General features: G+C 73.3%; 22 protein-coding genes. 7 read left to right on the top strand and 15 right to left on the bottom strand.

What is annotated here, in order from left to right:
• The first annotated feature begins 154 nt into the window (after positions 1-154).
• On the top strand, positions 155-850 hold the full coding sequence (locus O7546_RS26980) for a hypothetical protein (protein ID WP_269697761.1): 696 nt from the start codon (positions 155-157) through the stop codon (positions 848-850).
• Positions 851-868: 18 nt separating this feature from the next.
• On the opposite strand, the gene O7546_RS26985 is transcribed toward O7546_RS26980, so the two are convergent.
• The 4 genes from O7546_RS26985 to O7546_RS27000 all read right to left on the bottom strand — a co-directional run bounded on the left by O7546_RS26985 (position 869) and on the right by O7546_RS27000 (position 4630).
• Positions 869-1471, bottom strand: coding sequence for a hypothetical protein (locus O7546_RS26985; RefSeq protein ID WP_194801929.1), 603 nt, complete (start codon positions 1469-1471; stop codon positions 869-871).
• Positions 1472-1510: 39 nt separating this feature from the next.
• Entirely contained in the window at positions 1511-2572 is a 1062-nt protein-coding gene (locus tag O7546_RS26990; protein WP_194801930.1) for a type III polyketide synthase, read from the bottom strand.
• 91 nt (positions 2573-2663) lie between these two features.
• The gene (locus O7546_RS26995) at positions 2664-3830 is read right to left on the bottom strand and encodes an acyl-CoA dehydrogenase family protein (RefSeq protein WP_194801931.1); all 1167 of its coding nucleotides are present in this window, start codon (positions 3828-3830) and stop codon (positions 2664-2666) included.
• 41 nt (positions 3831-3871) lie between these two features.
• Positions 3872-4630 (bottom strand): methyltransferase domain-containing protein, encoded by a 759-nt coding sequence (locus O7546_RS27000; protein ID WP_281600184.1) that lies wholly within the window; start codon positions 4628-4630, stop codon positions 3872-3874.
• A gap of 45 nt (positions 4631-4675) precedes the next feature.
• On the opposite strand from O7546_RS27000, the gene O7546_RS27005 reads away from it, so the two are divergent.
• The 4 genes from O7546_RS27005 to disA all read left to right on the top strand — a co-directional run bounded on the left by O7546_RS27005 (position 4676) and on the right by disA (position 9257).
• Positions 4676-5506: a UbiA family prenyltransferase gene (locus O7546_RS27005; protein ID WP_281600185.1), complete on the top strand. Its 831-nt coding sequence runs from the start codon at positions 4676-4678 to the stop codon at positions 5504-5506.
• A 141-nt stretch (positions 5507-5647) separates the two neighbouring features.
• The gene (locus O7546_RS27010; protein ID WP_194801934.1) at positions 5648-6394 is read left to right on the top strand and encodes a hypothetical protein; all 747 of its coding nucleotides are present in this window, start codon (positions 5648-5650) and stop codon (positions 6392-6394) included.
• Positions 6395-6498: 104 nt separating this feature from the next.
• Positions 6499-7947, top strand: a complete 1449-nt coding sequence (gene radA / locus O7546_RS27015; protein ID WP_194801935.1) for a DNA repair protein RadA — start codon at positions 6499-6501, stop codon at positions 7945-7947.
• 119 nt (positions 7948-8066) lie between these two features.
• Entirely contained in the window at positions 8067-9257 is a 1191-nt protein-coding gene (gene disA / locus O7546_RS27020) for a DNA integrity scanning diadenylate cyclase DisA (protein WP_194801936.1), read from the top strand.
• 8 nt (positions 9258-9265) lie between these two features.
• Here disA and O7546_RS27025 read toward each other — a convergent pair whose 3' ends face one another.
• The 3 genes from O7546_RS27025 to O7546_RS27035 all read right to left on the bottom strand — a co-directional run bounded on the left by O7546_RS27025 (position 9266) and on the right by O7546_RS27035 (position 11214).
• On the bottom strand, positions 9266-10036 hold the full coding sequence (locus O7546_RS27025) for a hypothetical protein (RefSeq protein ID WP_194801937.1): 771 nt from the start codon (positions 10034-10036) through the stop codon (positions 9266-9268).
• 105 nt (positions 10037-10141) lie between these two features.
• Positions 10142-10705, bottom strand: coding sequence for a peptide deformylase (locus O7546_RS27030; protein ID WP_194801938.1), 564 nt, complete (start codon positions 10703-10705; stop codon positions 10142-10144).
• A complete protein-coding gene (locus O7546_RS27035; protein WP_013288949.1) occupies positions 10702-11214 on the bottom strand; it encodes an ACT domain-containing protein in 513 nt (170 codons plus the stop codon). The genes O7546_RS27030 and O7546_RS27035 overlap by 4 nt, the downstream gene beginning before the upstream one ends.
• A gap of 96 nt (positions 11215-11310) precedes the next feature.
• Between O7546_RS27035 and O7546_RS27040 the strand changes: the two genes are divergently transcribed.
• Positions 11311-12210: an A/G-specific adenine glycosylase gene (locus O7546_RS27040; RefSeq protein ID WP_194801939.1), complete on the top strand. Its 900-nt coding sequence runs from the start codon at positions 11311-11313 to the stop codon at positions 12208-12210.
• A gap of 239 nt (positions 12211-12449) precedes the next feature.
• Here the strand turns inward: O7546_RS27040 and O7546_RS27045 are convergent, their stop codons facing one another.
• The 3 genes from O7546_RS27045 to lysS form a co-directional block, all read right to left on the bottom strand.
• Positions 12450-14987: an ATP-dependent Clp protease ATP-binding subunit gene (locus O7546_RS27045; RefSeq protein WP_064446770.1), complete on the bottom strand. Its 2538-nt coding sequence runs from the start codon at positions 14985-14987 to the stop codon at positions 12450-12452.
• A 518-nt stretch (positions 14988-15505) separates the two neighbouring features.
• Positions 15506-15856 (bottom strand): Lsr2 family protein, encoded by a 351-nt coding sequence (locus O7546_RS27050; protein ID WP_013288952.1) that lies wholly within the window; start codon positions 15854-15856, stop codon positions 15506-15508.
• Positions 15857-15980: 124 nt separating this feature from the next.
• A complete protein-coding gene (gene lysS, locus O7546_RS27055; RefSeq protein WP_269697766.1) occupies positions 15981-17489 on the bottom strand; it encodes a lysine--tRNA ligase in 1509 nt (502 codons plus the stop codon).
• Between the two features lie 93 nt (positions 17490-17582).
• On the opposite strand from lysS, the gene O7546_RS27060 reads away from it, so the two are divergent.
• A complete protein-coding gene (locus O7546_RS27060) occupies positions 17583-18329 on the top strand; it encodes a class I SAM-dependent methyltransferase (RefSeq protein ID WP_194801941.1) in 747 nt (248 codons plus the stop codon).
• A 2-nt stretch (positions 18330-18331) separates the two neighbouring features.
• On the opposite strand, the gene O7546_RS27065 is transcribed toward O7546_RS27060, so the two are convergent.
• The 5 genes from O7546_RS27065 to panD form a co-directional block, all read right to left on the bottom strand.
• Complete coding sequence (locus O7546_RS27065) at positions 18332-19090, bottom strand: type III pantothenate kinase (RefSeq protein WP_013288955.1); 759 nt, start codon at positions 19088-19090, stop codon at positions 18332-18334.
• A 9-nt stretch (positions 19091-19099) separates the two neighbouring features.
• Positions 19100-19996, bottom strand: a complete 897-nt coding sequence (nadC, locus tag O7546_RS27070) for a carboxylating nicotinate-nucleotide diphosphorylase (RefSeq protein WP_194801942.1) — start codon at positions 19994-19996, stop codon at positions 19100-19102.
• 46 nt (positions 19997-20042) lie between these two features.
• Positions 20043-21740 (bottom strand): L-aspartate oxidase, encoded by a 1698-nt coding sequence (locus O7546_RS27075; RefSeq protein WP_281600186.1) that lies wholly within the window; start codon positions 21738-21740, stop codon positions 20043-20045.
• Positions 21741-21801: 61 nt separating this feature from the next.
• Positions 21802-22695 carry a septum formation family protein gene (locus tag O7546_RS27080; RefSeq protein WP_281600187.1) on the bottom strand — a complete coding sequence of 298 codons (894 nt, stop codon included), beginning with the start codon at positions 22693-22695 and terminating at the stop codon, positions 21802-21804.
• 223 nt (positions 22696-22918) lie between these two features.
• Positions 22919-23347 (bottom strand): aspartate 1-decarboxylase, encoded by a 429-nt coding sequence (gene panD, locus O7546_RS27085; RefSeq protein WP_194802007.1) that lies wholly within the window; start codon positions 23345-23347, stop codon positions 22919-22921.
• Positions 23348-23362: the final 15 nt, after the last annotated feature.

A 23362-nucleotide genomic window follows, 5' to 3' on the forward strand; every position in this document is an offset into this window, starting at 1 on the left:
ACGGGGTGACGGGAGCGTCCAGATCTAGGGCAATGCGCTCCTTCCATGGTAGCTCCGCAACTCCGTCCGCGCCCAGGTGTGGCGTTACGGCGGTCGGTGCGGGACGCTGGTGAGGGACGTGACGTCCGCTCACCGAGACGTTCCTGGGGGTCCGATGGGCGTGCCTGACGCTGACGGCCAGGGGCCGCCGGACGGGCTGCCCGGCCTGCCTCCGGAGTGGGGCCGGGTGGTCGTCCCGGACGACGCCTCGGCGCTCGCCGACGAGGCCCGGCAGGTCCGCCGGGAGTTGCGCCGCGCGCGGCAGGGCTCCGGCCGGCGTACCGTTCCGGCCCGCCTCGGGCTACCGGTGCTGATCCTGCTCGTGTCGGTGCTCGTCACACTCGCCGGGCTGGCCGCCGTCACCTGGCCGCGTACCACCACGCGGTCCGGCGCGCCGACGGTGCTCCCCCGCTCCACCACCGCGCCGCAACCGGTCGGCCCGCTGCCCGCGCTGGACCTGGTCGGCGCCGACGACACACCGGTACCGCTGCGCAGCCTGCTGCCCGCCATGATCATCCTGGTCGACGCCTGCGCCTGCGCCGAGCAGGTCGGCACCGCGGCGCGCGCCGCGCCGCCCGGCGTCACGGTGGTCACCGTGACCGAGGGCCGCAGCGCCGGACCCGCGAGCGTCCCCGGGGTACGCCCGCTCGGCGACCCGGCCGGCGGCCTGCGCTCCTACGTGCACCTGTCCGCCCATCCCGGCACCGCCGCCGCGCTGCTCGTGGACCGGCAGGGCTCGCTGGTCCGGGTGGTGCCGGAGCTGGGCCCGCTGTCGGACTACGGCGCCGACCTGGCCCGGCTGGGCAACTGAGGGCCGGCGCGACAGCGGTCAGTAGAGCGCTTCGAGCCGGGCGTCCAGTTCGGCGCGGCCGCGTACGCCGCTGAACCGCACCAGCACCGGCGCGCCGGTGCCGCCCAGCAACGGCAGTTCCAGTCGCCCGCCGCACCGGAGCACCCGCTGCGCGTCGCCGGTCCCCGCGCCGGACAGCTGCACGGCGACCGCCCCGTCCCCGGAGCAGCTCACCGACAGGCGGTAGTCGTCGCCCCGCGAGGGATTCACCTGCCGGACGACGGGCGGCCCGTCCGGCGTCAGGTCGGACGTCTCCCGCCACACCACGTGCGACACCTGGAGCACACGCGAGGTGCCGTCGTCCTCGACCCGGATCACCACCGACCGGTCCGGCGCCGTGGCCGGCCCACGGAGTGCCAGGGGCGTCGGATCGCGCCCCGGTCGTGCCGGCCAGGCATCGCCTGTCGAGGGGTCGACCCGCCAGGTGCGGGCGACGGGTTCGGCGCTCGCCGGCGGCACCGGCACGGCCGTGGCCGCGCCCGGCTCCGGTGCCGCCGCCCGCCACCAGGCCGCGCCGGCCGTCAACGCCAGAACGGTCAGGACGGTCAGCGGTACCCGTCCGTCCCGCTCATCGGAGGCCATGACGGCAGCGTATCCGCGCGGCCCGGGCGGGGCGAGCCGTCAGCCCACCCGTTCCAGCAGCACCGCGTAGAGCGTCAGGCCCGGTCCGAACGCGAGCATCACCACCCAGCGCGGCGGCGCCGGCTCCGTACGCCACAGCCGGTCCAGGATCAGCAGCACGGTCGGGGACGAGCAGTTGCCGTGCTCGGCGAGCGTGCCCCGGGAGGCGGCGAGGCCGTCCGGCGGCAGGGCCAGCTCACGCTCCACCACGTTGAGGATCCGCGGCCCGCCCGGATGCACCGCCCAGCCGTCCACGTCGGAGCGCTCGCACCCGTGCCGCGCCAGCAGCTCGTCGATCAGCGTCCGCACGTGCCGCGACAGCACCTGCGGCACCTTCGGCGACAACCCCATCCGGAAACCGGTGTCGGTGACGTCCCAGGTCATGTGGTCGGCGGTGGAGGTGTCGGTGACCGAGGTGACCTCGCGCAGCGCGTACCCCCGGCCGCCGGGGACGACCACGGCGGCGACCGCGGCGTCCGAGAACAGCGCGTGGGAGACGATCTGCTGGGTGTCCACGCGGGCGCCCGGCGGCTGGATGTGCAGGCTGGTCAGCTCCGCGCAGAGCAGCAGCGCGGGCCGCCCGCGGGCGGTGACGAAGTCGCTCGCCGCGCCCAGCCCGGGCAGGGCCGCGTAGCAGCCCATGTGCCCCACGAACATGCGCTGGGCGCTCGGGGACATGCCCAGGTCCCGGGCGAGCAGGATGTCCAGCCCCGGGGTCGCGTACCCGGTGCAGGAGCAGACGATGAACAGCCCGATGTCGGAGGCGTCCAGGCCGGCGGCGGTGAGTGCCCGGCTGACCGCCTCCTTGCCGAGCGGCAGCGCCTCGACCTGGTAGCGGCGCATCCGGCGCTCGGTCGGCCACTCCGAGACGTCCTCCAGCAGCGGGTTGACCGCCGCCTGCCGCCGGCTGACGCCCGAGTTCGCGAAGATCCGCTCGGCCAGCGCCCTGGTGTTCCCCTGGAAGTGCTTCGCGAAGAAGCCCGTCCACAGTTCGTCCTGCATCGCGGCCGGCGGTTGCGCCGTACCCAGACCCGCGATCACCGGTGTGCCCACGTCCCCCACCCCTCCCTCATCTCTCGCACCGACTCCTGGTCACCCGGCAGCCTTTCGTTCGCGACTGCGGGGCTCGCAAAACCGGCTCGCTCCTCGCGCTTCACCAACGAGGGAGCGCGCTGTCCCGGTCCGGGTCGCCGCCCAGCGCGGCGATGCCGAGCCAGTCGGCGCACACGTCGGACGTGGCCGGATGCAGCGAGCCGCAGCGGGCGTCCCGGTAGAGCCGTTCCAGCGGATGCCCGCGCCGGGTCGCCGACGTACCGGCCGCCTCCAGCATGGAGGCCGCGACGTCGGCGGCGGTGGTGCCGGCGAGCAGCTTGGCCCGCCACACCCAGCGGTTCGTCTCGGCGTCGCCGGGCGCCTCGTCGACCCGGCGGGCCGCCTCGGCGACCACCAGTTCGGCGGCGGCGGTGGCCGCGTCGGCCCGGCCCAGGCGGGCCCGCACCGCGGGCAGCCCGGCGAGGTTGCGGGCGTTGAGGTGCTCGGCCGCGGCGTCGATGGCGGCCCGGGCCACGCCGACGTAGACCGCCGCATAGCTCGCCACCAGCCAGTGCGGCATGAGCTGGGCGACGACCAGGGCCAGCCCTTCGACGCCGCCGAGCAGCCGGTCGGCCGGGACCGTCACGTCCAGGTGCACGTCGTGCGAGGAGGTGGCCCGCATGCCGAGCGAATCCCAGGTGGGCTCGACGGTGATCCCGTCCCCCGCCGGGACCAGGAACTGCGACACCACCGACTGGTCGGCGGCGCTGCGGGCAGCCACCAGGTAACCGTCCGGGTGCCCGGCGCCGGAACAGAACGTCTTGCTGCCCTTGATGTGCCAGCCGCCGTCGACCGGCTCGTAGACGGTGCTGAGCTGCGACAACCGGGCACCGGCGCCGCGTTCGCTCATCGCGACCGCGTACCAGGCGCCGTCCGCAGCCGCGCGCAGCAGCCGGTCCCGCGCCGCCAGGGCCTCGTCCGGTACGCCGAGCGCCTCGGCCAGTTCCTCGGTGACCGCGCCCAGCGCCCCGGTGACCGAGGCGTGCATGTTGAACACCAGCGCGGTGGCGCCGTTGCCCCGGGCCAGTTCGGTGGCGACGGCGGCGTACTCGGCGAAGCTCGCGCCCGTACCGCCCAGCTCGGGGGGCACCATCAGGCCGAACAGCCCGGCCGCCCGCAGGTCCGCGAAGTCGTCCACGGGGAACGAGCCGTCGCGGTCGTGCTCGGCCGCGCGGGCGGCCAGTCGCGGCGCCAACCGGCGGGCCGCCTCCAGCGCGTGCACAGTCATGTCGCCCCCTTCTCGGCGTCCTTTACCCCGGGCCGCCCCGGCTACCCGCCCCGGCGCCCCCAGCCCTGGTACAGCACCGCTGTCGACCGGGTCGGCACGATGCGCGGTTCGGTCCGGCCCGGACGGTCGGCGCCGCCGCGCATGCGGCGCAGCAGCCAGGCCAGCGTGCCGCCCAGCTGCGGGCGGACCCCGCGCACCGTCAGCGACACGCCGTGCCGGGCGCACTCGGCGACCAGCGCGCGGGCGTCGACGAACAACCGCGGATCGTGGATGCCGCGCGGCACCGTGGGCAGCCGTTCGCCCAGTTCCACAGCGACGAGCCGGGCCAGCAGCGTGTCGTTGAGCGTGTCCAGCACCAGCAGGCCACCAGGGCGCAGCAGCCGGCACGCCTCGGCGACGGCCCGCCGCCAGTCCGGTACGTGTTCCAGCAGCTCACCGGCGGAGACCACAGCCGCGCAGCCGTCGGCCAGCGGCACCGCCGTGGCGTCGGCCTGGACCACAGTGACGCCGTGCGCGGCGGCCTGGTCGAGCGCGGAGCGGGTCAGGTCCACCCCGACGTGGCGGTAGCCCTTGCCGGCCAGGTGCGGCGCCAGCAGCCCGGCGCCGCAACCCAGGTCGACGAGCAGGTCGTCCGGCGTGGACGCCGCCGGTACCAGCGCCGCCCGGGCCCGGGCCAGCCAGTGCAGCATCGCGAACGCGCCGTGCGGCCGCCACCACTCGCCGGCCAGGTCGTCGTACTGCCGGGGGTCGTTCGGCGGCAGCACCCGGTAGGGAGTGGACACCGGCGACGCGTCGGGCATGCGTCGAGCGTGGCACGACTGCCCGGTAACGACCAGACTTCCCTTATGTCGACACGGGTGTTAGGGCTGGTCAGGGCGAGCCATCCGGAGCCCGCGGCGGCGGTCACAGTGGTCGCCGCGCTGCTCGCCGCCGGTGCCGGGCACTCCGCGTCGGGCGTCGCCGCGGTGGCGTTGACGGTGCTGGCCAGCCAGCTCGCCGTCGGGTGGAGCAACGACCTCATCGACGCCGACCGGGACGCGGCGGTGGGGCGTACCGACAAACCGGTGACCACCGGCGAGGTCGCCCGGCCGGCGCTGGCCCGGGCCACCGCGGTGGCCGCCGTCGCCGTGCCGGTGCTCGCGCTGGCCGGCGGCCCGGCCGCGGCGGCCTGCGCCACGCTGGGCCTGGTCTCCGCGCTGCTCTACAACCGGCCGCTGAAGTCGACGCCGGTGTCGGTGCTGCCCTACGCGGTCTCGTTCGGCGCGCTGCCCGCGTTCGTGGTGCTGGCGCTGCCCGGCTCGCCGGCGCCCCCGGCCTGGCTGGTGGCCGCCGCCGCGCTGCTCGGTGCCGGGGCGCACTTCGCCAACGTGCTGCCCGACCTGGCCGACGACGCCCGGACCGGGGTGCGCGGCCTGCCGCACCGGCTCGGGCCGGTGGGCAGCCGGCTGGCCGCCGCCGGGCTGCTGCTCGCGGCCACCGTCGCGCTGGTCCTCGGCCCGCCCGGACCGCCGTCGTGGGCCGGCCTGTCGGCCGTCGCCGCCGCCGTCGCCGTGCCGGCCGTCGGCTGGTACGCGGGACGCGCGACCGCCGGACGCTCGGCGACCGCCTTCCGGGCGGTGCTGGTGGTGGCGCTGATCGATGTGGTGCTGCTGGTGACGAGCGGCCGGGTGGTCTGAGCAGTCCCTCCCGAGGTGGTATTGCCGGGTCCGCGTGCGGGCCTCGATCAGCTCCAACTACCCTGGAGCGCGGTCTGCGCGGGTATGGCCACCCCGTGCCCGGGGGTCGACCGGGCGGGGATCGTGACGAGGAGGACCGACGTGACGCGCTCGATCAGGGGTTCCCGGGGGCCGGCCCTGCTGCTGGCCGGCACGGCGGCGGCGAGCCTGCTGCTGTCCGGGTGCGGCGCCGGGCAGATTTCCGAGACCGCCAACAAGATCCCGTCGGTACAGGGCGTCAACGTCCAGACCTCCGACAACCTCTACAAGGTGCGCGGGCTCTACGTGCAGTTCCCGGGCCCGAAGGGCTACGAGGCCGGGTCGAACGCGCCGGTCAACGTGGTGATCTACAACGACAGCGAGAAGCCGGTGACCGTGACGGTCACCACCGACAGCGCCCGGGAGATCGTGCTCACCGGTTCCGGCGCGGGCGAGAGCGGCGCGGCCACCCCGACCGGTTCGCCCACCGAGCCGGCCACCGCCTCGCCGACCGCCACCGACCCGAGCGCGTCGCCGAGCCAGTCGCTGGAGGTGACCGGGTCGCCGTCGGCCAGCCCGTCGCCGAGCGAGAGCGAGTCCGCGCCCGCCGGCCAGCCGGCCCGGATCGAGATCCCGGCGCTCAGCTACGCCCAGCTCAACGCCGGCAACCCGCGGTTCCTCCAGCTCGTCGGCCTGAACGAGAAGCTGCTCGTCGGCCAGCAGGTCAACCTGACCTTCGACTTCGGCAACGGCAAGGTCGTCACGACCCCGGCACCGATCGGCATCCCGCTGACCCCGGAGGCCACGCCGTCGAAGATCGTGGAGCCGCGGCACGTCGGTGAGGACAGCGGCGTCGAGGGCGGCCACTGACCGCGTCCCCTCTGTCGTCGGCACCGCCGTCGTGGCCAGCGCCACGCCGGCGGTGTCGCCGTTTCGGGTGGGCTTTCGTCGTACCGGCCGGTTAGCGTCCGGTGGTGACCTCGCCCCGATCGACCCCCTCCCGCGCCGGTGCCGGCCGCGGTCGCGCCGCCACCCGCGAACCCCGTCCGGCCTACGAGTGCGACGCCTGCGGCCACCAGCCCCCGAAGTGGGTGGGCCGGTGCCCCGAGTGCGGCGAGTGGGGTTCGGTGGTCGAGTGCACGGTCACCGGCCCGCTGGTCTCCGGCCGGGTGGTCAGCTCGCGGATGCCGGCCGAGCCGGCCCGGCCGATCGCCACGATCAGCGCCGCGCCCGCCCGGGCCCGTCCCACAGGTGTGAGCGAGCTCGACCGGGTGCTCGGCGGCGGCCTGGTCCCCGGCGCGGTGGTGCTGCTCGCCGGTGAGCCCGGCGTGGGCAAGTCGACGCTGCTGCTCGACGTGGCCCAGCAGTGGGCGGCCGGGGCCGGCAGCCCGTCGCTGGTGGTCAGCGGCGAGGAGTCGGTCAGCCAGGTGCGGCTGCGCGCCGAGCGGATGGGCGCCCTGCACGACCAGCTCTACCTGGCCGCCGAGAGCGACCTGTCGGCGGTGCTCGGCCACCTCGACGCGGTCAAGCCGGGGCTGCTGGTGCTCGACTCGGTGCAGACCATCTCGACCACCGGCACCGAGGGCGTGCCCGGCGGCGTCACCCAGGTCCGCGCGGTCACCGCCGCCCTCGTCGCCGTCGCAAAGGAGCGCGGCATCGCCACCGTGCTGGTCGGGCACGTCACCAAGGACGGCCAGGTGGCCGGGCCCCGGGTGCTGGAGCACCTGGTCGACGTGGTGCTGCACTTCGAGGGCGACAAGCACTCCTCGCTGCGCATGGTGCGCGGCGTGAAGAACCGCTTCGGCGCGGCCGACGAGGTGGGCTGCTTCGAGATGCACGAGGGCGGCATCAGCAGCCTGGCCGACCCGTCCGGCCTGTTCCTGACCCGCTACTCCGAGCCGGTGCCGGGCACCTGCGTGACGGTGGCGATGGAGGGGCGCCGGGCGCTGGTGACCGAGGTGCAGGCCTTGATCGGCGCCACCGTCGCCGGCTCGCCCCGGCGTACCGTCTCCGGCCTCGACAGCGCCCGGCTCGCGATGGTCCTCGCGGTGCTCCAGCGCCGCACCGAGCGGCTCACGCTGCACGACCGGGAGGTCTTCGCCGCCACCGTCGGCGGCATCCGGGTGGTGGAGCCGGCAGCCGACCTGGCGGTGGCGCTCGCTGTCGCCTCCGGCGGGCTCAACCTGGCGCTCAACCCGCACCTGGTGGCGATCGGCGAGGTGGGCCTCACCGGTGAGGTCCGCCGGGTCGGCGCGGTGCCCCGCCGGCTGGCCGAGGCCGCCCGGCTCGGCTTCCGGCTGGCCCTCGTACCGCCCGGGTGCGGGCCGGAGAGCAGTGGTGCCGGGCCGGAGAACATGCGCGTGATCGAGGTCACCGACGTGCGGGCCGCCCTCCAGGCGGCCGCACGCGCGTCGGCGGAGTGACACGGTGGGCGTTTCCGGGCAGGCCACGCAGGCCGCACCGACCCGGCCGAGCAGGGCATCGTGACACATCACAGTAACCACGAGAGCACCCACCGCATGGCAGTCCGTAGACTGTGCCCGTGCCGATCGACCGCGATGCCACAAAGCCCGCAACGGCGACGCCGCACGCCCGTACCGGCGCCGTGACCGGCAACCCCGCTCGTGCCATCAGCGTGAGCGTCAACGGAAGCGTCGGCGCCGGGGCCGGCGCCGATCCGCTGCGCGCCAACCTCGCCCTGATGGCTCCGGGCACCGCCCTGCGGGACGGCCTGGAACGGATCCTGCGCGGCCGCACCGGCGCGCTGATCGTGCTCGGCTACGACAAGGTGGTCGAGCAGATCTGCACCGGCGGCTTCCCGATGGACGTGGAGTTCTCCGCCACCCGGGTCCGGGAGCTGTGCAAGATGGACGGCGCTGTGGTGCTGTCCAGCGACGGCACCCGGATCGTGCAGGCCGGCGCGCACCTGATGCCCGACCCGTCCATCCCCACCGAGGAGTCCGGCACCCGGCACCGCACCGCCGAGCGGGTGGCCCGGCAGACCGGCTACCCGGTCATCTCGGTCAGCCAGTCGATGCGGATCATCAGCCTCTACGTCAACGGCCAGCGGCACGTGCTGGACGACTCGGCCGCCATCCTGTCCCGCGCCAACCAGGCGCTCGCCACGCTGGAGCGCTACAAGCTGCGGCTGGACGAGGTCTCCGGCACGCTCTCCGCGCTGGAGATCGAGGATCTGGTCACCGTCCGCGACGCGGTGGCGGTGGTGCAGCGGCTGGAGATGGTCCGGCGGATCGCCGACGAGATCGCCGGCTACGTGGTGGAGCTGGGCACCGACGGCCGTCTGCTGGCGCTTCAGCTCGACGAGCTGATGGCCGGCGTGGACGCCGACCGCACCCTGGTCATCCGCGACTACCTGCCGACCGGCCGCAAGTCGCGCACGCTCGACGAGGCGCTCGTCGAACTCGACCTGCTCAGCGCCACCGAGCTCATCGACCTCGTGGCGGTGGCGAAGGCGATCGGCTACCCGTCCGCCTCCGACGCGCTCGACGCCGCGGTCAGCCCGCGCGGGTTCCGCCTGCTGGCGAAGGTGCCCCGGCTGCCGGTGGCCGTGGTCGACCGGCTGGTGGTGCACTTCGGCAGCCTCCAGCGGCTGCTCGGCGCGACGGTGGAAGACCTCCAGGCGGTCGAGGGCGTGGGCGACGCCCGCGCCCGCGGCGTCCGCGAGGGCCTGTCCCGGCTCGCCGAGGCGAGCATCCTCGAACGGTACGTCTGACCGACCGCTCAGCCGGTGACGGTCAGCTTCACCGGCTCGCTGATCTTGGTGCCGACCCGGGCGAACACCTGGTACGCGCCGATCGCGGCAAACTCACCGTTCGCCAGCCCGTTCGCGCACTTGTTGTCCAGCCGGCCGTTCCAGCCCAGCTCGTAGGAGCGCTCGAAGTTCGGCGTGAACGACTGCACGTCCGAGCCCTTGCCGGTGCCGCAGGTGTCCGACGACCAGATCTTCTCCGCGCCCGACTTGACGTACAGCTCCTGGAGGTCGGCGCCGACGTCCCGGCTGCACGTACGGTTCGACACGTTCTTGACCTTGAGGCGCAGCGTGACCACAGTGCCCCGCTGGGCGGTGGCAGGAACCGCCACCGGGGTCACCAGCAACTCGGAGTCGGTGCAGGTGCCGTCGTCGGAGACCGGCTGACCGGTCGCGCCGCCGTTACCGGTGCCACCCCCGTCGTTCCCACCCCCGCCGGTGTTCCCGCCGCCGTCGCCGGTACCGCCGGGCCCGGTGCCGCCGTTGTTCGCGCCACCGCCACCGGCGTCACCCGCCGTCGGTGACGGGCTGCCGGACTGCGGGGTCAGCACCGAGCCGGACGGGTCGGGCTGCGCCCCGGCGGAACCGGTCGGCGACGGGTCGGTGCCCGGCGCGCCGGTGTTGCGGTCCGTACCGGTGCACGAATACAACAGGACAATCAGGAAGAGCAGCCCCGCTCCGAGCACGACGGCACGACGCCGCCAGTACACGGCAGGGGGCAGGGGGCCGACCGTCAGACGCATGATGCGCCTACCGTAGCCGCGCGGCGCACGGCTCGCCGTTCCGACGCGCCGGGAACCCACCGCCGTACGGCCACGCTCGTCCACACTGGATTCCGACGGCCACCGTCAGAGGTAGACCTTGCGCTGGTAGATCGCGTGCGCGCCGGCTACCCGGTCGAGGAAGAGCAGCCCGGCGCAGTGGTCGATCTCGTGCTGGAGCGCCCGCGCCTCGAAGCCGTCGGTCACCAGCCGGACCGGCTCGCCGCTGCCGGGAAGCGCGCCCTCGACCACCAGGCGGCTGGCCCGCTTCACGTCGCCGGTCAGGTCCGGCACCGACATGCAGCCCTCCCGGCCGGCCTTCCACCGGGACGCCTCGACCACGCGGGCGTTGCAGAGCACGAACGTGCCGTGCACGGTGACCGCCTTCGGATGCCCCGTCACGTCCACCGCGAACACCTGCGCGCTCACCCCGACCTGCGGCGCCGCCAGGCCCACGCAACCGGGCGAGACGCGCATCGTGGCCACCAGGTCGGCGGCGAGGCGCACCACCTCGGCAGACGTCGGGTCGACCTCCGGGCCGGGTCGGCTCAGCACCGGCTCCGGGGCGGTGACCACCGGACGTACCGCGCCGGGGAGGCCGAGCTTCTCCGGGGTCCAGCCGCCCAGGCCCGCGTACTCCGGCCCGGTCACAGCAGGTCCGTGTCCGCCGGGCGGAGGCTGACCCCCACGCCCAGCTCCGCCGCGACGCGGGTGAGCCGGCCGGCCACCTCGTCCGACACACCCGGCGGCAGCTCGACCTCGGCGACCACCACGTACAGCGAACCGGTGAGCCGGGTGCTCAGGTCGGTCACGTTCCCGCCCGCGTCGGTCAGCACCCGGGTCATCGCCGCGACGATGCCCATCCGGTCGGCGCCGTGCACCGCCAGCACGTACGGCTCCCCCGTCGGCTCGCTGCCGCCGTCGGGCGTGACCGCGCGTACGGTCGCCAGCAGGTGCCCGTCGGCGGCGAGCGGGGCCAGCGCGGCCTCCACGTCGGCGGCGGCCGGGCCCACGCAGATCAGGGTCATCGCGAAGTGTCCCCGCAGCCGGGTCATCGTCGAGTCGGTGAGGTTCGCGCCGAGCCGGGCGAGGACCTCCGCGACGTCGGCCACGATGCCCGGCCGGTCCCGGCCGATGACGGTGATCGCGAGCTCGTTCATTCGGACATTCTGCCCCGTCGCCCATGATCGATCGCGCCCGGCCACCCGCCCCGCCCAACCTGCGGGAAAGACAGCCGTGACATGATCGGCGGCGCGATGTCCGAGCCCACATTCGCCACCCAGGTCAGCCGGTGGTACGAGCGCAACGCCCGCGACCTGCCCTGGCGCAAGCCCGGCATCGGCGCCTGGGCGATCCTGGTCAGCGAGGTCATGCTCCAGCAGACCCCTGTGGTCCGCGTGGTGCCCGCGTGGGAGGCGTGGCTGGCCCGCTGGCCCGAACCGCGTGCGCTCGCCGAGGACACCCCGGCCGAGGCGATCCGGATGTGGGGGCGACTCGGCTACCCCCGCCGGGCGGTACGCCTGCGCGAGTGCGCGGTGGCGATCATGGAACGCCACGGTGGCGTGGTGCCCGACCGGCTCGACCAGTTGCTGGCGCTGCCCGGTGTCGGCACGTACACGGCCCGCGCGGTCGCCGCGTTCGCGTACGGGCAGCGGCACCCGGTGGTCGACACCAACGTCCGGCGCGTGGTGTGCCGGGCGATCGCCGGTGAACCCGACGCCGGCCCCACCACCCGCCCGGCCGACCTGGTCGCCACCGAGGAACTGCTGCCGGCCGAGCCGGCCGCCGCCGCGCTCGCCAGCGCCGCGTTCATGGAACTCGGTGCCGTCGTCTGCACCGCCCGCACGCCGCGCTGTGCGATCTGCCCGGTCGAGTCGAGCTGCGCCTGGCGGGCCTCCGGGCGGGCCGCGCCTGAGGGACCGACCCGCCGGCCGCAGCGCTACGCCGGCACCGACCGGCAGGTACGCGGACTGCTGCTCGCGGTGCTGCGGGAGTCCACCGGCCCGGTGCCGCACCAGCGGCTGGACCAGGTGTGGCACGACGACGTGCAGCGGGCGCGAGCGCTGGCCGGCCTGGTCACCGACGGCCTGGTGGAACCGGTGGGCGAGGAGTCGTTCCGCCTGGCCGGCGACGGCCCCGCCGTCCCCCTCCCCTGACGGCCCTCACCCACCCACCCCACCCCACCCCACCCTGACCCCGACCCCCGCCTCCGCCCGCCCTCGGCTCGCCCCGTTGATCATGAAGTTAGCGGCGACAAATGGGGCGCCAAGTGCGGTCAACCTCATGATCGACCACGGCAAGGGCGGGCGGGGAGGGGCGGGGCGGCGGGCGTGGAGAAGGCGACGGCCCCGGTGGCTTTCGCCTACCGGGGCCGTCGCCCTCGAACTGTGCGGACCTACGCGGCGTCGTCAGCGCCCGTGGCGGCGGTGCCGCCGAGGTCCGCCGGGACCGCGTCCGGCACGGCGTCCGGCCGGTCCGCGCCCCGGAAGACGAGCTTGGACTTGTCGATGTTCTCCGGGTCGCCCTCGCAGTCCACGACCACGATCTGACCCGGGGTCAGCTCGTTGAACAGGATCCGCTCGGACAGGTTGTCCTCGATGTCGCGCTGGATCGTGCGACGCAGCGGCCGCGCGCCCAGCACCGGGTCGAAGCCCTTCTTCGCGAGGTACTTCTTCGCGTTGTCGGTCAGCTCCAGGCCCATGTCCTTGTTGCGCAGCTGGGTCTCGATGCGCTGGATCATGATGTCGACGATCGAGAGGATCTCGGTCTCGCGCAGCTGGTGGAAGACGATGGTGTCGTCGATCCGGTTCAGGAACTCGGGCCGGAAGTGCTGCTTGAGCTCGTCGTTGACCTTCTGCTTCATCCGGTCGTAGTTCGACTCGGAGTCCTCAGAGGCCTGGAAGCCCAGCGACACCGCCTTGGCGACGTCGCGCGTACCGAGGTTGGTGGTCAGGATGATGACCGTGTTCTTGAAGTCCACGATCCGGCCCTGGCCGTCGGTGAGGCGCCCGTCCTCCAGGATCTGGAGGAGCGTGTTGAACACGTCCGGGTGGGCCTTCTCGATCTCGTCGAAGAGGACCACCGAGAACGGCCGGCGACGCACCTTCTCGGTCAGCTGCCCGCCCTCGTCGTAGCCGACGTAGCCGGGAGGGGCACCGACGAGCCGGGACACCGTGTACCGGTCGTGGAACTCCGACATGTCGAGCTGGATGAGGGCGTCCTCGCTGCCGAACAGGAACTCGGCGAGCGCCTTGGACAGCTCGGTCTTACCGACGCCGGACGGGCCGGCGAAGATGAACGAGCCGGACGGGCGCTTCGGGTCCTTCAGGCCGGCCCGGGTACGCCGGATCGCCTTCGAGACCGCCTTGACCGCGTCCTCCTGGCCGATGACGCGCTTGTGCAGCTCGTCCTCCATGCGCAGCAGGCGCGAGGTCTCCTCCTCGGTCAGCTTGTAGACCGGGATGCCGGTCCAGTTGCCGAGCACCTCGGCGATCTGCTCGTCGTCGACCTCGCTGACGACGTCCAGGTCACCGGCCTTCCACTCCTTCTCGCGCTGCGCCTTCTGACCCAGCAGCTGCTTCTCGGTGTCGCGCAGCTGGGCGGCCCGCTCGAAGTCCTGCGCGTCGATCGCGGACTCCTTGTCGCGGCGCACCTGGGCGATGCGCTCGTCGAAGTCGCGCAGGTCCGGCGGCGCGGTCATCCGGCGGATCCGCATCCGGGCGCCCGCCTCGTCGATCAGGTCGATCGCCTTGTCCGGCAGGAACCGGTCGGAGATGTACCGGTCGGCCAGCGTCGCGGCGGCGACCAGAGCGGCGTCGGTGATGGAGACGCGGTGGTGCGCCTCGTAGCGGTCCCGCAGGCCCTTGAGGATCTCGATGGTGTGGGCCAGCGACGGCTCACCCACCTGGATCGGCTGGAAACGACGCTCCAGAGCGGCGTCCTTCTCCAGGTGCTTGCGGTACTCGTCGAGCGTGGTGGCGCCGATGGTCTGCAGCTCACCACGGGCCAGCATCGGCTTGAGGATGCTGGCGGCGTCGATCGCGCCCTCGGCCGCGCCCGCACCGACGAGCGTGTGGATCTCGTCGATGAACAGGATGATGTCGCCGCGGGTGCGGATCTCCTTGAGCACCTTCTTCAGGCGCTCCTCGAAGTCACCGCGGTAGCGGGAACCGGCGACCAGGGCACCGAGGTCGAGCGTGTAGAGCTGCTTGTCCTTCAGCGTCTCGGGCACCTCGCCCTTGATGATCTTCTGGGACAGGCCCTCCACCACGGCGGTCTTGCCGACGCCGGGCTCGCCGATCAGCACCGGGTTGTTCTTGGTGCGGCGGGACAGCACCTGCATGACCCGCTCGATCTCCTTCTCGCGCCCGATGACCGGGTCGAGCTTGCCCTCGCGGGCGGCCTGGGTCAGGTTGCGGCCGAACTGGTCCAGCACGAGGCTGGTCGACGGCGCGGCCTCACCCGGCGCGGCGCCGGCGGCGGCCGGCTCCTTGCCCTGGTAGCCGGAGAGCAGCTGGATGACCTGCTGGCGGACCCGGTTCAGGTCGGCGCCCAGCTTCACCAGGACCTGGGCGGCGACGCCCTCGCCCTCGCGGATCAGGCCGAGCAGGATGTGCTCGGTGCCGATGTAGTTGTGGCCGAGCTGCAGCGCCTCGCGCAGCGACAGCTCCAGCACCTTCTTGGCCCGCGGCGTGAACGGGATGTGCCCGCTCGGTGCCTGCTGGCCCTGGCCGATGATCTCCTCGACCTGCTGGCGCACGCCCTCCAGGGAGATGCCGAGGCTCTCCAGGGCCTTTGCCGCGACACCCTCACCCTCGTGGATCAGGCCCAGCAGGATGTGTTCCGTACCGATGTAGTTGTGGTTGAGCATCCGGGCCTCTTCTTGGGCCAGGACGACAACCCGTCGCGCTCGGTCGGTGAACCGCTCGAACATGCCCTCGTGCTCCTCACGTGCCGTGCGCCTTGATGGTCAGATCTCGGCGGGGCCGGTGCGCGGACGTCCGGGACGGGCGTCCGTGCCTCCTTACTCTATCGCCGCGGACCGTCTCCGCTGAGGTCGTGTGCCCTCGCGAATGACCGTTCCGACGTCGTTTCTGACAACCGTCCACGCTCAGGAGGTGTTCCGGGGCCCCTGCCTGTACGCGCAGAGCGAAATTCGACCGGCACCCGAACGGCCGGTCGAGTGGACCGGAGGCGGCAACCGATGCGTCCGCCGGGGTCGTCCACAGCCTGTGGATGAAGTCTCCACCGCCTGTGGACAACCGTCCCCGGCGGGGTTTTCTTCCCTGCCGCCGCGACCGAGGGCGGCACTGTGGGCCGGACCGGACATCCGGCACAGGGACGACGGGACCGGCACGGCGCGGTCCAACCGTGACGGCGGACCGGAAACGGCGACGCCGGCCCGGAGTCGCACTCCGGCCCGGCGTCGCGTCGCCCGTGACGAGGGTGGGGTCAGTGCCCCGCCTTCGCGTGGTACTCGTCCACGATCTCCTGCGGGATCCGGCCCCGGTCGGAGATGTCCTTGCCGGCCTTCTTGGCCCATTCGCGGATGGCCCGGTTCTGCTCGCGGTCGGCGGTCGCGCCGCCCCGGCCCCGAGCGGCCCGGCCGCCCACGACCACACCCCCGCGACCGACCTTCGTTCCGTTCGCGATGTACGGCGCGAATACGTCACGCAATTTACCGGCGTTGGATGCGGAGAGGTCGATCTCGTACTGCACACCGTCGAGCGCGAACTTGACGGTCTCGTCAGCGTCCCCGCCGTCCAGGTCATCGACCAGCTTGTGAATGATCTGCTTGGCCACGTCCCACATTCCTTTCGAGCAGGGTTGTACTCCTGCAATACTCCGAGCACAATAACCCGTCCGGCGCTTGTTCCGTCAATAGGACCGGGTAACGAGCCGGAGAAGGCTTGCGGGGGCGAGCCGTCTACTCGGGCCGGACCAACGGGAACAGGATCGTTTCCCGAATTCCGAGCCCGGTCAGTGCCATCAGCAGCCGGTCGATTCCCATTCCCATGCCACCGGACGGCGGCATTCCATACTCCATCGCTCGGAGAAAATCCTCGTCCAGTCGCATCGCCTCGTCGTCCCCACGCGCCGCGAGCTGCGCCTGGGCCACCAGCCGCTCCCGCTGCACGACCGGGTCGACCAGCTCCGAGTACGCGGTGCCCAGCTCGAATCCGAGCACGTAGAGGTCCCACTTCTCGGCCAGGCCCGGCTCGCTGCGGTGGGCCCGGGTCAACGGGCTGGTCTCCTCCGGGTAGTCCATGACGAACGTCGGCGCCTGAAGCGACGGCACGACCAGTTCCTCGAACAACTCCTCGGCCAGCTTGCCCGGCCCCCACTTCGGGTCGACGGAGAGACCGACCTTGTCCGCGTACTCGACCAGGCGTGCCCTTTCGGTGCGGACGGTGACCTCCTCACCGAGCGCTTCGGAAAGAACACCGAACAGCGACACCGACCGCCACTCGCCGCCCAGATCGAACTCACGCCCGTCGGCGTGCGTCACCACCGTCGAGCCGGCGACCGCCACTGCGGCCTGCTGTACGAGATTTCGGGTCAGCTCCGCCATCGTGTGGTAGTCGCCGTACGCCTGGTACGCCTCCAGCATCGCGAACTCGGGTGAGTGCGAAGAGTCGATGCCCTCATTACGGAAGTTGCGGTTGATCTCGAAGACGCGGTCCACGCCACCGACCACCGCGCGCTTGAGAAACAGTTCCGGCGCGATTCGCAGATACAGATCCGTGTCGAGCGCATTGCTGTGGGTCACGAATGGGCGTGCCGCCGCACCGCCGTGCAGCAGTTGCAGCATCGGCGTCTCGACCTCGATGAAGTCCTGCCCGTGCAGGGTGTCGCGCAGACTGCGGACGGCGGTGGCCCGGGTACGGACCATCTGCCGGGCCTGCGGCCGGACCACCAGGTCCACGTAGCGCTGGCGGACCCGGGACTCCTCGCTGAGCGGCTTGTGCGCCACCGGCAGCGGGCGCAGCGCCTTGGCGGTCACCGCCCAATCCTCGGCGAGAACGGACAGCTCGCCGCGCCGGCTGGTGATCACCTCGCCGGTCACGCCGACGTGATCGCCGAGGTCGACCAGGCGCTTCCAGTCCCCCAGCCGCTCGGCGCCGACCCGGTCCAGCGAGAGCATCGCCTGGACCTCGGTGCCGTCACCGTCCCGCAGCGTCGCGAAGCAGAGCTTGCCGGTGTTGCGAATGAAGATCACCCGGCCGGTGACCGAGACCCGGTCGCCGGTGGCGGTGTCGGTGGGCAGGTCGCCGTAGCGCTCGCGCAGCCGCGCGAGCGTGGTGGTGCGCGGGAAGCCCACCGGGTACGGCTCGACGCCCTCGGCGAGCATCCGGTCCCGCTTCTCCCGGCGGACCTTCATCTGCTCGGGAAGGTCGTCGGCGGGGTCTGTTGGCAGGGCGTTCTGCTCGGTCACGGCACGCTTCCTCAGGCCTTGGGGACATCGGCGGGGTCAGCACATGAGCGTACTCAAGCGCCGTGGCGGCCGTTACGGGATAACCTGCCCGCCATGACCGACCCCACTGCGGCCCTCTCGTTCGGCGCCGCCGCGGCCGATTACGACCGGTTCCGTCCCCGCTATCCGGAGGCCGCGCTGCGCTGGGCGCTGGACGGGCTGCACGACGCCCGGGTGGTCGATCTCGGCGCCGGCACCGGCATCCTCACCCGCGGACTCCTGGCGCTGACCGGGCCGGTGGCTCAGGTCGTACCCGTGGAACCGGATCCGGGGATGCGGGCGCAACTGGCCGCCGCCACGCCCGGTACGACGGCGCTGGCCGGCAGCGCCGAGGCGGTGCCGCTGCCGGACGGGTCGGCGGACGCGGTGCTGGCCGGGCAGGCCTACCACTGGTTCGACAGGGAGCCGGCGCACGCCGAGGTGGCCCGCGTGCTGCGCCCGGGCGGCACGTTCGCGCCGGTCTGGAACATCCGGGACGAGCAGGTCGGCTGGGTGGCGGAGCTGACCCGGATCGCCCACCTCGGCGACAACGCGGGCGACGTGACGCAGCGATACGCGGACTTCGGCGCCGCCTTCACCGACGTCGAGGTGGGCGAGTTCGCGCACGCCACCACGCTCACGCCGGACGAGGTGGTGGGCATGCTGCACACCCGCTCGTACTGGCTGACCGCTGACGCGGACGAGCGGCGACGGGTTGACACGGAGCTGGCGGAGCTGTTCGCCTCCCACCCGGACCTGGCCGGCCGGGAGACGGTCGAGCTGCCCTACCGGACGTTCGTGCTGCGGGCCCGCCGCCGCTGACCTCAGACGTTGCGGTCGTAGACCATCCGCAGGCCGATCAGCGTGATCATCGGCTCGTGGTGGGTGATGGTGTGGCACTCGCCGAGCACCAGCGAGGCCAGGCCGCCGGTGGCGATGACCGCCTTCACGCCGCCCAGCTCCTCGGACATCCGCTCGACGATCCGGTCCACCTGGCCGGCGAAGCCGAAGTAGAGCCCGGCCTGAAGGCACTCGACGGTGTTCTTGCCGATCACCGAACGAGGACGGGTCGCCTCCACCTTGCGCAGCTGGGCGGCGCGGGCGGCCAGCGCGTCGAAGGAGATCTCGATGCCCGGCGCGAACGCACCGCCGAGGAACTCCCCCCGGCTGCTGACCAGGTCGAAGTTGGTGGTGGTGCCGAAGTCCACGACGATCGACGGCCCGCCGTAGAGCGTGTACGCGGCCAGCGTGTTCACCACCCGGTCCGCGCCCACCTCCTTCGGGTTGTCGATGGCGAGCTGTACACCGGTCCGGACGCCCGGCTCGACGATCACGCTGGGCAGGTCGGCGTAGTACCTGTCGAGCATGGTGCGCAGCGAGCGCAGCGCGGCCGGCACTGTCGAGCAGGCGGCCACGCCGGTGATCTCCACGGCGTCCCCGGCGAGCAGTCCCCGGAACATCAGACCCAGCTCGTCCGCAGTGGAACGGGCGTCGGTCTTGATCCGCCACGAATGCACCAGCTTGTCGCCGTCGAAGGTCGCCAGCACGGTGTTCGTGTTTCCGATGTCGATGCAGAGCAGCACAGCGGCAGCCTAGACGTCACGCAGGTCGAGGGCGATGTCCAGGATCGGTGAGGAGTGGGTGAGCGCGCCGACGGAGAGGAAGTCGACACCCGTCGCGCCGTACTCGGCCGCCATCGGCAGCGTCAGCCCGCCGGTGGCCTCCAGTTCCGCCCGGTCGCCCACCGACGCCACCACCTCGCGCAGCTGCGCCGGGGTCATGTTGTCCAGCAGCAGGAACCGGGCGCCCGCCTCGACCGCCTCCACCGCCTCGGCCGGCGTGTCCACCTCCACCTGCACCGCGACATCGGGGAACGCCTCCCGGACCCGGCGGAACGCGGCAGCGATCCCGCCCGCCGCGACCTTGTGGTTGTCCTTGATCATGGCGACGTCGTACAGGCCCATCCGCTTGTTGGTGCCGCCGCCGGCCCGGACCGCGTACTTCTCCAGCGCCCGCAGGCCCGGCGTGGTCTTGCGGGTGTCCAGCACCGTCGCCTTCGTGCCGGCCAGCGCGTCGGCCCAGGCCCGGGTGTGCGTCGCCACCCCGGACATGCGGGACAGCAGGTTCAGCGCCGTCCGCTCGGCGGTCAGCAGCAGCCGGGTCGGCCCGGACACGGTGGCCAGCACGTCGCCGCGCGCCACCCGCTGCCCGTCGTGAGCCACGAGCGAGACCTCGACCGTACGCCCCGCGCCGGTCACCTCGCCGACCAGCTCGAACACGGCGGCGGCGACGGGCAGCCCGGCCACCACACCGTCGGCGCGCGCCACCAGATCGGCCGTGTCGTGCTGCTCGTCCGGGATGGTGGCCACGCTCGTCACGTCGAGAAAGTCGGGTCCCAGATCCTCGTGCAGCGTGTCGACGATGACGTGCCGGACCCGCTCCGGGTCCAGGCCGCCGTCCCGCAGCGCCCGCTCCGTCGACTCCCTCATCAGCTGTGCCTCCTTTGTTCGTGACTGCGGGGCTCGCAAGACCGGCTCACTCCTCGCGCTCACGGGATTCCCAGCGCTCGGCCACCATGCCGTCCGTGCCCACCTCGGCCACCAGGTGGCCCAGCCACCGCTCGTCGGCCGTCGGGAAGTCCTCCCGCCAGTGGCAGCCCCGCGTCTCCTGGCGCGCGTACGCGGCGGCGACCAGCGTCGACGCCACGGTGAGCAGGTTCGTCGCCTCCCAGTCGGCGGTACGCGGCACGCCCCGGCCCGCGCCCAGCCCGGCGAGCGTGGCGGCGGTGGCTTCCAGCGTGTCCGCCGACCGGAGCACGCCGGCGCCCCGCGTCATCGCCCGTTGCAGCTCCGCCGTGCCGGACGCCGGCACCAGCGCGCCCGGACCCCCCACCCAGGCGCCGGTCTCCGCCGGGCGGGCCTGCTCGGGCAGCCCGGCGGCGATGTCCTCGGCGATCCGGCGGGAGAAGACCAGCCCTTCCAGCAGCGAGTTGCTGGCCAGCCGGTTCGCGCCGTGCACGCCGGTGCAGGCGACCTCGCCGCAGGCGTACAGGCCGGGGATGGAGGTACGGCCTCGCAGGTCGGTCCGGACGCCGCCGGAGGCGTAGTGCGCGGCCGGCGCGACCGGGATCAGGTCGGTCGCCGGGTCCACGCCGATGGCCAGGCAGGACGCCACGATGGTGGGGAACCGCCGGGCCAGGAAGTCGCCGCCCAGGTGCCGGGCGTCCAGGAACACGTGGTCCGCGCCGGACGCGAGGAGCACCCGGTGGATGCCCTTCGCGACCACGTCCCGGGGTGCCAGCTCAGCCAGTTCGTGCTGGCCGACCATGAACCGCTTGCCGTCGCCGTCGACCAGGTGGGCGCCCTCGCCGCGCAGCGCCTCGGAGACCAGCGGCTGCTGGGCCAGCCCGGCGCCCGGGCCGCCCGCCGGCACGATCAGCGCGGTCGGGTGGAACTGGACGAACTCCACGTCGGTGACGGCAGCGCCAGCGCGCAACGCCAGCGCCACGCCGTCCCCGGTGGAGACCGCCGGGTTCGTGGTGGCGGCGAAGACCTGCCCCATGCCGCCGGTGGCGAGCACCACCGCGCGGCCGAGGATCGCGCCGACGCCGTCCTCGCTGCCCTCACCGAGCACGTGCAGCGTGATGCCGCAGGCCGGGCCGAGCCCGCCCGGTCCGTCGCCCGGTGCGCGCAGCAGGTCCAGCACCAGCGCGTGCTCGACCAGCCGGATCCACGGGTCGCGGCGGACCGCGTCGTGCAGCGCCCGCTGCACCTCCGCGCCGGTGGCGTCACCGCCCGCGTGCACGATCCGGTCGGCCCGGTGGCCGCCCTCCCGGGTCAGCATCAGCGAACCGTCCGGGTTGCGGTCGAACTCCGCCCCGATCCGCATCAGCTCGCGCAGCCGGGTCGGGCCCTCGGCCACCAGTGCGCGGACCGCCGCCGGGTCGCACAGGCCGACGCCGGCGACCTCCGTGTCGTACGCGTGCGCGTCCGGCGTGTCCGCCGGGTCCAGCACGGCGGCGATCCCGCCCTGCGCCCAGCGGGTCGAGCCCTCGTCCATGTCGACCTTGGTGACCACCGTGACGTGCAGGCCGGCCTCGCGCAGGTGCAGCGCCGCGGTCAGCCCGGCCACGCCGGAGCCGACCACGATCACGTCTGTCGTCTCCACCCAGCCGGGGGCGGGCGCGGCGAGCAGCCGGGGCAGCGCCGGCAGGTCGACGGTCGGTAGGTCCATGAGCACAGTCAACCCGAAGCGAACTCGGCTCGGGCGCGGGGGGCGTGACGAGTGCCCTCGGCTACCTCGTGCGGCGCGGGAGGGCGGCCGGTCCGGCGCCCTTCAGTGAGGTGGTCACCGTCCGCGTGCTGAGCCACAGGTAGCAGCGCACGCCCCGGTCGCCGACCGCCCAGCGGCCGGCGGCGGGCGGCCGGACCACCACGTCGCTGCGGTAGCGCAGGAACGCGTCGGCGGGCACCCCGGCGTAGCGGGCGATCACACCGAAGCAACCGTCGTAGAGCGGGACCCAATCCTCGGGCTTCTTCGGGTACGGGCGGTCCGGCGCAGCCCACACGCCGACGAACTCGGCGTCGTGCGCGACAGCGCAGTCGACCGGGTTGAGCCGCTCCACGCGGTTCCCGTCCCGCACCGACCGCTGGCAGCCCAGCCGCAGCGGGGAGGGCGTCTTGAGCGCGTCCCGCAGGCTGCCCGTCCGGGTGACCACGGTGGCCGCCGCCTCGACCGTGGTCAGCTCGGTCAGGTCGCACCGGTACCAGCGGGAGCCCGCCGTCCAGGCGGTGCCTGTCGGCACCGCCACCGCCAGCCGGAGCCGACCGGCGCGCCAGTCGTCACCCACGTACCCGGTGGCCCGCTTGTCGCAGTCGGCGAACGCGGTACGCAGATCGGGCGAGGCGAGCGGCGGCGGGGTGGGCCGGTCGGCGGTGAACGCCCCGACGTGCACGGTCTCCACCCGGTGCGGCAGCTCGCAGCCGACCGGCGCGTACGCGGCCAGGCCGACGCTCGGGGTGAAGTCGGCGACCTGGCAGACCTCTGCGGCCGGGGTGAACGGCCCGGGTGCGGCCATCGCGGCCCAGTCGTCGGTGAGGTCGCCGTCCAGCCCGCCGGTGCCGGCACAGCCGGCCAGGGCGGCGCTCGCGACCATCGCGGCGACCAGGAAGCTCATCGCACGGCGCATCGCGGCCTCCCCCAGCCGACGACCGTCGATCCCCGACGGTCCGCCCAGGGTAGCCGAAAATGACCTTCCGGTGACAGACCGCGTTCCCCGCCCTTGCGCCCCGTCCTCGCCCCTCTCGCCCCGCCGATCTTGCGCTTGCTGCCCCGGCGAAAGGGGCGAACCGCCCGCGCCGAGGGCCGAAAGTGCAAGATCAACGGCGAGAGGGGGCGGCGACCCGGGAGGGTCAGCTGCGGGCGGCGGCCAGGGGGTTGGGGACGGGAGCGCCTGCGGTGCCGGGGGCCGCCGTGGTCGGGTCGGCGGTCAGGTCGACGACCTTGTTGTCGGCGTCGACGTGCACCACCTTCGGGCGGTACGTGCGGGCCTCGGCGTCGTCCATCTGCCCGTACGAGATCAGGATGACCAGGTCACCGGGGTGCACGAGGTGCGCGGCGGCGCCGTTGATGCCGATCACGCCGCTACCCCGCTGCCCCGGGATCACGTACGTCTCCAGCCGGGCGCCGTTTGTGATGTCCACGATCGCCACCTGCTCGCCGGGGATCAGGTCCGCCGCGTCGAGCAGGTCCTCGTCCACAGTCACCGAGCCGACGTAGTGCAGGTCGGCCTGGGTCACGGTGGCCCGATGGATCTTCGACTTGAGCATGGTCCGCAGCATCGGGGTGCCTTTCCG

Origin of the sequence: Micromonospora sp. WMMA1976 (assembly GCF_027497335.1) — a bacterium.
Taxonomy (GTDB): domain Bacteria; phylum Actinomycetota; class Actinomycetes; order Mycobacteriales; family Micromonosporaceae; genus Micromonospora; species Micromonospora aurantiaca.